A 12,587-nucleotide genomic window follows, 5' to 3' on the forward strand; every position below is an offset into this window, starting at 1 on the left:
CATGGTTCGCAAGCGCTAGACGCTGGCGCACGAGGTCGCCTACGTGTTCTTGGGTCACCTCGGGTTTCACCGCCGATCGCACTGGTTGTTGAACCGCAAGGCCGACAAGCTTGCCCGTGAAATCTTGATACCGCACGATGCAGCTGACCGACCGCGAGATACACAACAAGATACGGCCTGCTGGCGGGTGTCCCAGAACGCCCTGGATTTGGCCTACGGCAGGGTGCCGGGAGGCAACAGGAAGTGCCCGCATTATCCAGATCCTGGAGTATATGGCACCTGCAGAGCAGGTAGCACTTCCCTCACGCGGAGCCATAGCCTCCTACCTTAAACAACTTGGGGCCAACGCCGAAAAGCAGTTAGGGTTACCGGTTATATTAGTAACACCCATCAGCTACTACATGGTCATATACTTTTCTACTGAGTTTTGCTATGAAGTCAAACCCGTCAAATGGGAAAGCGTATTCGCTTACAGGACCACTCGTATAGACTACCAGAATGTAATCACCCTTATCTGTAAACACAATACCAACATCGTTGGCAATTCCACCTATCGTTCCTGTTTTGTGAGCTACTCTAGTACCGTTAGGCAGATATCTGGGTATTCGCTCGTTAGTCTGACATCTTCTCATTATATCTATTATAGCATCACATCCAGCATCGTCGAGTACCTTATGATTGTAAACCATATCCAATATTTTCAACATATCGGCAGGAGATGTAACATTGTTGTCTTCGAAGTCTATGAAACACTTAGCTGTATAGTCCATCTCAAGTTTGCTTAGCTTTTCCTTCATGGTTTTTTCATCATCGGTAGGTTTAATACCTATTGCATCATACAAAAGCTCTTTACATGTCATTTTAACCTTTGTGTTTGTAAGTCCTAGTTCTTCCATAGTCTTATTCACATTATCCTTACCAACTACATTAACTATTATGTCAGTTGCGGTGTTGTCACTTACTATCATCATTAACGTAGCATACTCTCTAAGTGATAGGGATAATCCTGGTTTCAACTCCTTAATTACGCCTGAACCGAATATTATATCCTCTTCTTTCATTACGTACTCGTCATTGGGATTTAGTTTTCCGTTTAGAACTTGATTGTAAAACTCTACAAGTACTGGCACCTTAAAGGTACTAGCCGCAATAAATCTCCTGTTGCCATTGTATAAATATTCTTCGCCTGTTTTCAAATTCTTAAATCCAATACCGATTTCTCCATTAAACTCTCTAATTGCTATTTCAAACAACGCATTTATCGCTTGCATTTTTAAACATCCTCCCAGTATCATATATTAGAATTTGTCACAGAAAACTTGGATTGGTCTCTGGACTCTAACTCTTAACGTCTCGTGTAGCTGAGAGAACTGGTGACTGCTCAAAGAGAGTGAGACCATTTGTATACAGAAGGGCAAAATCTGTAATTAGGCAATACCTACCTACTGTTCTATGCCCCGATTGCTTTTAAGAATACTATAATACTTATTATAAAAGCAGCAAATCCTTCACCTACCATAAATCCTGAGGCAGTTGATATATGTCTTTCTTCTCCTTCTTTACCGTATTTCTTCTGTACGAATAATCTCCAGAGACCACCAAGCAATATAGCTATGCTGGTGCCTATTGGCAGAAACATTGCTATACCAGCGGTTAGTCCAGGTAGTCCAAAGAAGGTGGATACTGCACCAATTACTGCAGCAACTAACAAGGGAATTGCCTCTATGATACTTTTACCACCAGAAAGTGCTTCAGCCACACCTTTCCATGCAAAGGCCATGGGGAATGGTGCCTGTGGACTTCCCAGGCCGTGGGCGGTTATTATTATATACGATGCAAATACTCCAGCAAGCACACCGGGAAGTATACCAATAAACTCACCCACTATTTGCTTTCTCGGGCTTGCACCAACAAGATATCCAGTTTTTAAGTCCGTCATGATATCGGTCGCAAGTCCTGATGCAGTCATCATAAACGCACCCACTAATAATATGTTTATAGGGTTTTTCAAGCCTAAAAATGCAATAATACCAAGAGTTGCCCATCCAATAAGTGTACCAGGGTTTAATCCTGTCTCACCCATGCATCTTGTGAGCACAAATATAGCCACGAATATGATTACAAAGGATATAATCATTATATATACTGGAATACGAAAGGCTGCAAAGTAATACATACATGTTAGAAGTCCAATGATTGCTCCGCCCCAGACAACGGATGTAAGCGGAATATCATCCTGTTTTTTAACTTCTTCCATATTTACCAGTGTTCTAAAGGCATTTATTAAGGTTTTATATTTAAGTATCATAGGCATCAACGAACCACCAAATATAAGACCTACTGCTGGAGAAGTTACCCAATTCTTAAGCCCTGATGGGTCAACCTGTGGATTAGCAAAAGTACCCATCCTAAATCCTATCGGACCCATAACCCACCACATAACAGCGCCACCAATAAAGAACATAATAGCAGGTCTTACACCTATTATATATCCTATTGCTATCATCATAGGATATATAGCTATATTAAGCACAAATCCTTCAGGCAAATGCTTGGTAAGATCTACATAGAACGGGATAAAGTGGAGTTGATCTCTTAAAAGTACAACTGCAGTCGCAATAATACCGGTTAAGGCTAATAGCTTGGCTCTTTTCTTTGCCTCGTCACTGCTGGAATCACACACTTTGAGGGTTTCTGCACATGCTATGCCTCCTGGGAAGGGTAGTCCTTCTTCTACAATTAAAACTCTCCTGAACAGCACAACATAAAGTACTCCCATAAATGCACCTAAAGTGAGTACTATAACAGCCGTGTTGAAATTAAATGTCATGCCAAGCAGGATACCGGCTGCATACGCATTAAATATTCCTACTGGTGCTGCACCACCAGCAGATGCAATGGTTTGTATCATATTAGCTTCTAAAATGGTAGGTTTATTCTTACTCAAAGAAAATATAGCATATGCCAGCACAGCTGCAACAATGGACCCATTCCAATAAACGCCGGTTAATGCTCCACTGTAGATATTTAGAACCCCTAATACACCTGCTAAGATAATGCTACATATTACACTCCTTAATGTCATCTCCGGTGTTGCTTTCTTATCTTTTTGCTGCTCTTGCATGATGTTATCCCCCTATTTAAGTTTTAAGTTGCAAAAAACCAGTGCTCTTCCGAATGTGCTAAGAGCTTGTCTGAACCTAGCGTAAGGATTTGCTGAGTCGACGCTGAATTATTAAGTGAGATGAAAACCATATCTAAATACCAACCTGGGCAGACGTTTTTTCCTACCCCCTTTCCTTAAGGAGCGGTTGCCGAAGGATCACCATCTTGTCTACTTCATCACCAATGTGGTAGACAATGTCGACATCAGCAAAATTGAAAAATACTAGAAGAAGGAACTGACAGGTTACCCGCCTTTACCCAAGCATGACGCTGACGAAGGTCCTCATCTATGCTACTCAACTGGAGTACGTTCCTCATAGAAGCTCTCCATTGAAGATGCCTTTGTTATTTCAAGCGCAACACTTTACCACAGAGTTCACCTGTATGGCTGCCCTCGTCTACCACTACCACGCCGTTTACTATCACGTACTTTATTCCATCAGGATAGTTTCGTGGGTCTCTGTAGTCCTCATTTGTCGTTAAACCTTTCCTATCAAATATAACTATGTCTGCATAAGCACCTTCCTGTAATACTCCCCTGTTCTTTAACCCGAGCCGCTGAGCAGGGAAGCTGGTTAGTCTCTTTATACTGTCCTCTATCCTGTCTTCCCCATAGTTAAGGATGTACCTCGGGAAGGCACAGTACGTATTGGGATGAGGAAGGAGTCTCGGTATCTCCGTGTTTATCCCCCATATTCCCTTGTCATCAAATACAAAAGCATCTGTACATACCATGGATCTAGGGTGTTTCAATAATACCTTAACACTTTCATCGCTTATAAACTCACTTTTAGCCTTTACATAAGGATCTTCGATAAGCAAATCAAACAGTATATCCAGGGAGTCCTTTTCCTTAGCCCTTGCTATATCACCCAGCTTCTTACCTTCATAGTATTTTACACTGCATTCTAGTATGGTTATGGCCATGTCCCACTCAGGATTTATCCTGGGATTTATGGAGTACCATTTACCGTCCACTATATACTCTTTAAGGTGTGCCCTAAAGTCTGCTGCCTTTAGATTCTTCACAAACTGCTCAACAGACCCCGCCTGTTTTAACCATGGGAAGAGGTAAGTTATAACATAGGGAACAGTACCTATTCCACCTCCTGTGTTAGGTATAACATCAAAAGCTATGTCTACACCATTCTTTATTGCCTCGTCTATAAAAGATAGGGTGGCATAGGCCGATGCTCTGTCCAGTTCTGCAGGCGGATTAGGGTATATCTCATAGCCTGAAACAAGGTGAGATACCTGAACCTTTATGTCTGCTTTTTTACCAATCTCTATAGCCTCTTCTATACCCTTTATCTTCTTAGGTCTTTTGGGTGTGCCCTTCCTTACACCTGTTCTTCGCCAGTGGGTCGTATATATACCACCATATTCTTTGACAAGTTTACACAGTTCTATTATCTCGTTCGTATTGGCATATGCACCAGGTACATAGTCCAGTCCGGTGGATATGCCAAAGGCCCCGCTTTCCATTGCCTCTTTCACGTACTCTTTCATTTTGTCTATTTCTTCAGGTGTAGCTTCCCTACTGCTGTTCTTGCCCATTACCTGAGTCCTTATTTGACCATGCCCTACCAAAGGTACAAGGTTTACAGAGCTACCCTTTGCCTCTACCCTGTCTAAAAACTCACCTAAGGTACTCCAGTCTACATCTACATTAAAGTTCTTCTTTACTGCTTTCCTCACTTTATCTATAGGTTGAATAGGGTCCTCATAGAATATGTAAGGCTGTACCTCATCCCAGAAGTCAAACTCACAGAACTGCATAAGCCAATAATCCTTTATGGGAGCAGGGGATATGCCGCAGTTACCCCCTACTAACGTTGTTATACCCTGCCTGACAGCGCTTTCTGCTCTGGGGTATAGAAGAATTGTAACATCTCCATGAGAATGTATGTCAATAAACCCAGGGGATACTATCAACCCTGCAGCGTCAATTATCTTCTTGGCATCATAATCATCAAGGTTACCTATCTTTACTATTCTCTCATCCTTGATACCTATGTCTGCGTTGTACATGTCCCTGCCTGTACCGTCAACTAATTTACCCTTTTTAACAACAATATCTAGTTCCGCCGCCACAAGAATCTCCCCTTTTATAATCTCTAAACTTTAGCTTATCCTTATCACCATACCCCAGCTATTTCCACCGCATATTTATTTCTTAAATGCTATCTTACCGCTTACAATTACATATTCTCCACGCATCCCTTACCAAGTTTTCATCTTTTCAGTTCTTCCAAAGTAACTCAATAACTGCTGAAGACCCTTTCCATCAATTATTGTTGAAACCCTGCCCCCCATGTTTCCTTTTACCTTTCAGTATGTCCATATCTGATCCGTATCTAAGAAAAGCATTATAGATGATATTTAACCCAATGTCAATATGACGCAATTACTCAGCTAAAATCTAACCGACGGGGTATTGGCTCACTCACGACGAAATATAACCGAGGGATGGAGAACTTTGTCTTACTCCTTTGGCACGGCAGTAACTAGCGCAGATTAGCCGCGCCACTTTGGCCATGCGACTGGCCAAGTGGCGCTTCCTTAAGCCCAAATGCACCTTACCACGCAAGAAAACAGGTGCTACGCTTCAGTCTGACGTGCCTATTGACCGCTATGCCTGGGATGAAAGCTGCCCAAGGGCTCTCAAAGTCGACCCCGTTGAACAGAGCGGGGGTTCTTCCCTCGGCCACTTTGCGTACACGCTTACCGTAGTCGACGTGGTAAGTGGGTACAGCCGCCGGCGAGCTATCCTCGGGGACTTCATACGGACAAAGCAATCACCTGCGTAAAAGCACCTTTCCGGCCTTAGTGCCGGTAAGCTTACCTTGGGATACAGCTACGGTCCCACCTACAATCACGTATTCTATGCCTTTAACGCCTGTTCGCGGGTTTTGGTATGTTGCATCAGCGGCAACCGTTACGGGGTTGAAGATAGTAATGTCAGCATCAAAACCCTCGCGCAGCAAACCCTTGGAGCTAAACCCGCATCTTTGGGCCGGCAGAGAGGTCATCTTCCGGACTGCTTCTTCTACGGTCATCAGTCGTCTTTCCCTGACGTATGTTCCGAGCACCCGGGGAAAAGTAGCATATTCACGAGGATGGGGTAGGCCGGCCCCCGTATCGCTGGTTCCGTCGGTCCCAATGCAAACATAGGGGTGGCTGATGATTCTTTCCACATCCTGCTCATCCATCATGAAGATGACCATGAAGGCTTGATAGCCTTCTTCTGCCACGATATCGAAGAGAGTCTCAAATGGGTCTTTGCCTAATTCTTCTGCTACCTCAAGTAGGGTTTTCCCCTCAAGCTCTTTGTTCTTAGCAGTGTGGGTTATGAGGACGCTATCCCATCCCTTCACCTGCTTCATGAAGTTTTGCCAGTCGGTCCTCTCTTCAATGAATTGCCTGATCTCTACGCGTTGTTCTTTGCTCTTCAGCCTTTCAATAAGCTTCTCTTCGCCGCCATCATGAACCCAAGGCGGAAGTAAGGCGGCCAAGAACGAGCTTCCAGCAGTGTACGGGTAAGCATCAGCGGTTACATCGAGCCCGTCTTCCCGAGCCTGTTCGATTTTTCTCAGGGTTTCCGCCGACCTACCCCAATTCCTTATCCCTGCCACTTTGTGGTGGGAGATGTGGACAGGAATGCCCGCTTCTTTACCCACACGAAATGCTTCGTCCATGGCCTCGAGGATTCTATCGCCCTCATCCCGCATATGGGTTACATAGATTCCACTGTATTCCGCCACGACCTTGCCTAACTCGATGATTTCTCGTGTGGTGGCGAAAACACCTGGGGGATAAATCAGACCTGTTGAGAACCCGTAGGCACCTTCGGCCAAGCATTGAGCCAGCAGGTCTTTCATTTTTTCTAATTCAGCTGGCGCCGGCTCCCTATTCTCCATACCCATTACGGCAATTCTGATGCTACCGTGTCCCACCAAATAGGCGAAATTGATTCCCAACGCAATTGAAGAAAGCCTTTGTATAAACTGACCGAATGTGTTCCAGTCGAATTCAACCTTATTAACTAGTGTCGAAAGATATCTTTTCAGTATGTTGGTGGTGGCAAAATTTACCGGAAAGGGACTTGTACCGCAATTACCCGAGACCACCGTCGTGACGCCCTGAAGGAGTTTCGGCTTGTTGAATGGATCGTAAAAAGGCACGCAGTCATCATGACCGTGCATGTCTATGAAACCCGGAGACACCATTAGTCCTGACGCATCAATGACGTTGGCGGCACAGCCAGCGTCAATGTTTTGGCCCACCTGAACAATCTTACCATCTGCGATACCTACATCTGCCTCGAACCAAGGGTTTCCAGAACCATCAACGACCTTGCCGTTCTTAATGACTAGGTTCAATGACACACAAAATCCTCCCCTCAAATAATAAAGTCAGGCCCCCGGTGAGGATTCCTCGATAACCGTATTCGCTGGCCGGCAGGGAAATCCTGCTGGAGGGCTCAAACATGTTGGTACTCCTTCCTATCAAGGACTGGCACGCCCAACGGCCGATCCAACTGTTACCGACGCCATCCTGGATCGTCTCGTTCACAACACCTACAAGACCTTTCTAAAGAGGGAGTCCATGCAAAGGTACCGGCCCCTGGGCCAGGCGCGCGCGTACAGCTTGAATGCGGGCGGCCACGGTTTCCCGTACGGGCTTGGCCTGGCCGGCCGCCCGCGGTTTGCGCTCCAGCACGGCGATGTAGTGGCTCAAGTTGTAGAGAGTCCGCCCCGCTTCAAAGGAGCGCCGGTGCTGGGCCACCTTTCCCCCGCGCCCAGACCTCCACGCGGAAGGGATAGGCCTTCACCGTCACCCACTGGCCAACCCAGCGGCTCGGAACACTGTAGTGGTTGTTGTCCAGCCGGACCAGAGCTTCCGGCCGTACGCGGCAGGTCTGCACCCGGCAGGTTTCCGAGGGCTTGGCAGGCAGGGGCAGAAGGCAGGGACGCTCTTGTTCGTAGGCGGCTGCGACTGTTTGTCTGCGCCCTCCTGGGGTGTGCTGACGATAATCCTGGCACCGCTGCCAGAGCAGGTCGTTCAGCTGTTCCCAGTCGTCCGCGTGCGGGACGGGGGTCAGGATATTGCGCCGCACCCAGCCTACAAGCCCTTCGACCAGGCCTTTCTCGTGGCCCTGGCCTGGATTGCAGAACTCACTAGTGAAGGCGTAGTGTGCTTCGAGGAGCTGGAACCCGCAGCGGGATGCAGGGGCCACAAACGGCAGACCGCTATGGCAAAGCCGGGCGCAGAAGAAGTGAACTTTGACCGGTTTCCCGGCCAAGAAGACGAGACGACGGCTTGTCCCCAATCGGCCCGCATGGCATCCCCGGGATCCCAGGCCAGCGGGATGAAGACCTCCTTCCCTTCGGGCCGGAGCTCTCGTACCAAGCGCGCCACTGCTTCATAGCTGCCGGAGAAGGCGTGCTCTGCACGCAGGCATTCGTAGATGCGCCATGCGGTGTGCCGCTGTTTGGTGGCTCCGCGGACTGGCTCGTTTGCTCATCCTCCTCCAGGTAGCCTTGAATCCACTCCTTGACTTCATCGGTGATCACCGGCCTGGTGCGCCTGCGCGGCTTGGGGACCGGAAGTTGAGCCCCAGCGCAGTACTTGCGCACTGTGTTGCGGGAGATCCCCAGCTCCCGAGCTATGGCCCGCTGCGACAGGCCTTGAACTGCAAACAGGTATCTGATACGCTGGCGTTGACAACGCAACTGCGGTCCTTTTTGGTTCACTTTTATCGTGTACAGAACTCATACGCTTCGTTCTTGCTCAGGAACGCCCGCGTTATGACATATGTACCTGCCACCAGGGGCACTCCGAGCTTGACCCAGGGGAAGTGCGCCGCGGTGGCGATTTAGGCAGGCGGTTAGGAATGCAACTATCAGGAAACGGACGATTGTGCTGGTGATTGCTCACTAACCCCGCAACAGACAAACATTCCTCAATTACTGTTCTCTATGTTAATGAGCTACCAATTCGTCCAGCACCTTAACGAACTGGCTGATGAACACTGTTTCTGGTTCCCGGTCAGCGAAATCCTCCCATACTCCCGCTAGCTGACCACTTTCCAGAGAATCTATGGGGCAGTTGTCGCGCACGAACTGTGCGTCCAGCGTCTGTCCTAAACTGGAAGCCTTCTCTCTCAGGAATGCGAACACATCGTCGGCGAATTCCTTAGTCGCCCTTTTCAACATCTCGACGCCAGGCTGACCAAACCGCCCTCGGGTAGCATTGAAGACAGAGTAGTACAGTCTAGCGCACAGCGCCCCAAAACCACTTCGGTGGTCGGGCACAAGGTAATCGTGACGGTGTGATGACAAGTTCGCGTCATCACCTTCTGCAAACGAAGCCCTCCTTTCTTCCTCGTCCATGTTAGCTGGCCTCAAATAAACCGAGAACCTACAGTGGTCATCCCCATCTTGTGTCAAGGTCTGTGACAGGTTCACCTGCGCTCTGGGAGCATATGCTTGAAACATGGCATGGTGGAATTCCTCGCAGTAGATCCGCCCCAGGCTCTTTCCTCCATCCATCTGACTCCAGAGGTCGGCTATCGGACACACAAGTGTCTCCGAAAGTCTCTGCTGCGGAGTTAGACTTATCTTGTTCCTTCTGAACCTGGGGTCGTTAGGTAGGTCGTAGTAGGTGAACAAGTTATATAGATTGAGCTTTAACCCAGCTCTACAATGCTTCTCCCTTAAGGCTTTTCCTCTAATAATCCCATAATCCCTGATAGCTTTACGTAGTACTATCTCTCCATCCAGGGCGTATTCTCCTACCAACCCTCTGGCCAGGTGATAGTATAGCTTTGACCAGATGTCTTGATAGTTCATCGTGCGTAGAGCCTCACAGTAATCCACGCCTCACACACTCCTTGTTGGTCTGAATTATCGGGCTTGTGTACGCTGGCTTGTCCCCAAACTACCGTAGGTCCTAACCGGTTACTTCTTGGCGTAATTCTGACGCCATTCCTTCGTTGCAAACACCCACCCCATCCAAATCGAAAATGCGACTAGAGCTGCAGCGTGGACATAGATTACGGCATCCATCGTCTTCCCTCCTTAAGAAGTGGCTCGGATCGGTTGTGTCTTGCGCATTACAGCCTGAACCATCACAAATACGATCAAGCTTAACAACACCCCTATCACTATGGGAGATTGACCGAGGATGGTCCTGTTGGCTAGTTTCAAGTACACACCGCTTCCTCCACCCACTATCATTGAGGCAAGGGAGGCTGTTTCAGACTTAGGACCACGTGTGAAAAGTGCAGCCATCATAGGCACGAAACACCCTCCAACATATGCCGTTGACGCCAGCGTCCACACGCCCATTATCGACTGCACTGTTAGAGCCAGTGTAAGGCCCAGCAGTCCCTGGACAAGGACACTCCACTTAGTTACTCGCACCATGTCATTGTCAGCTGCCTTTGGGTTAATGAACTTCTTATACACATCTTCGCTGAAGTTGGTCGCCCCGACGAGCATGTAGGAATCTGCAGTGGACATTATTGCCGCTGCCAAAGCAGCAAATATGAGACCACGAACGCCTGTGGGCAGAGTGCTGAGTATAAGCGCCGGAAAGATCTCATCGCCTGTTGCGCCAGTGACTAGCACTCGAGCAGTAAATCCGCAAATGAAAATCATGGTGAACATGAGGTGCCATGGTATAATAGCCAGGAGATAACCAGTCCGGGCAACGTTCTTGTCTTTAGCAGCGTAGAACCGCTGATACCTGTTGCCGTCGATCAGTCCAGGTAAAGACAAAGCAAACGCTAGCTCAACAATGGCCTTACCACTCGTCTTTACGCTGAAGTAATCGGCAGGTACGGAGTTGACAATACCAGACCATCCACCGACTTTGTCTAGTGCCAGAACTGTGCATACGGCCAACCCAATTCCTAAGATGATAAATTGCATAAAGTCAGTCATAGCAACGCCCCACATACCACTTGCATACGTATAGGCAATAATGATGCCCATTGCAAGTATGGCACCATAAGCAATAGGCCAGCCGGTTATCATACGAATCAATGTTCCCAAAGCAAGAGCCTGTAGGGCAGGACCTGTGCCAAGCATGTAAATCATGCTCTCGATTCCACCGATCAGCTGGGCCCATCTTCCATACGTCCTTCCAAGAACATCCGGTGCCGTATAGCCGGCGAACTCCCTGAGACGTTCTGCGAGGCTTAGAGCTATGATTACCTGGAGCACGTAGAAAAGCAGGATCGACGGGACGAGTAGCAAGCCACCCTTGTATATTGTCCCGACGTATCCCATGGTGGTACCACCCCCGACTGACGTGGCTACCATTGTAGCAATATACACCGACAGTCCCAAGGATCTGTCCGCTACCATGAACTCGTCTGCGCTTGTGGCTCGTTTCGAAAAATACCATCCGATTAGCAGGTTGCTCATTAGATAAACATAGAAGATGGCAGAATCAACGATAGTCATCTCGGTGGCTAACCTCCTTCCAAATGAACTGGTCTAAGATGCGTCTGTAGATTGCGAGAGAATCAAGCTGGACGTATTCATCGTCTCCGTGGTGGTTTGCCCCAACGGGGCCAAATTCGACAGCAGGGATACCCCTGGCAGTGAAGAAGCGGGTGTCAGCGGAGCCATGCTGCGAAACGAATGTGGGATTCGATCCACAAATGTCATACACGCATTGCGCCAGTGTTGTCACATGAGGATTATCCTTTGACACGGACACAGGTATCCCCACATTGATTACACGAACCACGGCACCTTGGGCAGCTGAGTTGATCTGCCTCACGATTTCATCACAGGACTGGCAGGGTAGATACCGGATGTCTACAGTCAGCATGCACCTATCCGGTACCCTGTTAATGGCGTCTCCGCCCTCGATTCTTGCTAGATTGAGAGATGGACCTGGATAGCTCTGCGTGCGCTCTTTCATGAACGGCGATTGACGAATACGTTCGTAGGTTTCGAAGGCAGCCTCAATAGCGTTTTCCCCTTCCCATGGCTTGCTGCCATGGGCCGACTTGCCCCTAAGCACTATCTCTACCTGCAACACACCTTTTGCCTCCACGGCAATACCGAGATCAGTCGGTTCTCCACAGATAGCAAATTCCGCCCCGTAACCTTTGTCAAGCAAGTACTGTGTACCGATCTCACCAGCAGTCTCTTCGCTTGGTACAAGCATCAGTCCTACTCCTCGTCCCCGGCCACTTCCTGCCCAATCGGCCAAGCATCGCATCATGGTAGCAGCCGCCCCAAGCATGTCATATGACCCTCGGGCAAATAATCTGCCGTCTTTCTCCAATGGTTCGAATTGCTCCGGTTTGGCTGGTACCACGTCAAGGTGGCCGTTGAGCATCACAACAGGTTCTTTCGAGCTCCCCTGGTTTCCGGCGAAACCCACAAGCATAGGCAGGC

At 48.2% G+C, this 12,587-nt stretch carries 10 protein-coding genes; all 10 read right to left on the reverse strand.

Annotation, left to right across the window (positions count from 1 at the left end):
• Positions 1–377: 377 nt before the first annotated feature.
• Positions 378–1,271 (reverse strand): serine hydrolase, encoded by an 894-nt coding sequence (locus K5554_RS09685; RefSeq protein ID WP_221038283.1) that lies wholly within the window; start codon positions 1,269–1,271, stop codon positions 378–380.
• A gap of 179 nt (positions 1,272–1,450) precedes the next feature.
• A complete protein-coding gene (locus K5554_RS09690) occupies positions 1,451–3,124 on the reverse strand; it encodes an OPT family oligopeptide transporter (protein ID WP_221038284.1) in 1,674 nt (557 codons plus the stop codon).
• Positions 3,125–3,510: 386 nt separating this feature from the next.
• A complete protein-coding gene (locus K5554_RS09695) occupies positions 3,511–5,259 on the reverse strand; it encodes an amidohydrolase family protein (protein WP_221038285.1) in 1,749 nt (582 codons plus the stop codon).
• A 704-nt stretch (positions 5,260–5,963) separates the two neighbouring features.
• Complete coding sequence (locus K5554_RS09700) at positions 5,964–7,553, reverse strand: amidohydrolase family protein (RefSeq protein WP_221038286.1); 1,590 nt, start codon at positions 7,551–7,553, stop codon at positions 5,964–5,966.
• Between the two features lie 205 nt (positions 7,554–7,758).
• Positions 7,759–7,953, reverse strand: a complete 195-nt coding sequence (locus K5554_RS09705; protein ID WP_221038287.1) for a hypothetical protein — start codon at positions 7,951–7,953, stop codon at positions 7,759–7,761.
• Positions 7,928–8,404, reverse strand: coding sequence for a hypothetical protein (locus K5554_RS09710; protein ID WP_221038288.1), 477 nt, complete (start codon positions 8,402–8,404; stop codon positions 7,928–7,930). Before K5554_RS09710 ends, K5554_RS09705 begins: the two co-directional genes overlap by 26 nt.
• A gap of 13 nt (positions 8,405–8,417) precedes the next feature.
• Positions 8,418–8,921, reverse strand: coding sequence for a helix-turn-helix domain-containing protein (locus tag K5554_RS14730; RefSeq protein WP_255565365.1), 504 nt, complete (start codon positions 8,919–8,921; stop codon positions 8,418–8,420).
• A 228-nt stretch (positions 8,922–9,149) separates the two neighbouring features.
• Positions 9,150–10,046, reverse strand: coding sequence for an L-2-amino-thiazoline-4-carboxylic acid hydrolase (locus tag K5554_RS09720; protein ID WP_221038290.1), 897 nt, complete (start codon positions 10,044–10,046; stop codon positions 9,150–9,152).
• Between the two features lie 201 nt (positions 10,047–10,247).
• Positions 10,248–11,639, reverse strand: coding sequence for a sodium:solute symporter (locus K5554_RS09725; protein WP_221038291.1), 1,392 nt, complete (start codon positions 11,637–11,639; stop codon positions 10,248–10,250).
• Entirely contained in the window at positions 11,626–12,579 is a 954-nt protein-coding gene (locus tag K5554_RS09730) for a M20 family metallopeptidase (RefSeq protein ID WP_370636979.1), read from the reverse strand. The genes K5554_RS09725 and K5554_RS09730 overlap by 14 nt, the downstream gene beginning before the upstream one ends.
• Between the last annotated feature and the right edge of the window lie 8 nt (positions 12,580–12,587).

The sequence above is a fragment of the Gelria sp. Kuro-4 genome (genome assembly GCF_019668485.1).
Lineage (GTDB): Bacteria > Bacillota > DTU030 > DUMP01 > DUMP01 > DUMP01.

Coding starts and splice junctions, on each gene's coding strand:
- K5554_RS09685 (WP_221038283.1), bottom strand. CDS start 1,271: ATGCAAGCGATAAATGCGTTGTTTGAAATAGCAATTAGAGAGTTTAAT.
- K5554_RS09690 (WP_221038284.1), bottom strand. CDS start 3,124: ATGCAAGAGCAGCAAAAAGATAAGAAAGCAACACCGGAGATGACATTA.
- K5554_RS09725 (WP_221038291.1), bottom strand. CDS start 11,639: ATGACTATCGTTGATTCTGCCATCTTCTATGTTTATCTAATGAGCAAC.
- K5554_RS09730 (WP_370636979.1), bottom strand. CDS start 12,579: ATGCTTGTGGGTTTCGCCGGAAACCAGGGGAGCTCGAAAGAACCTGTT.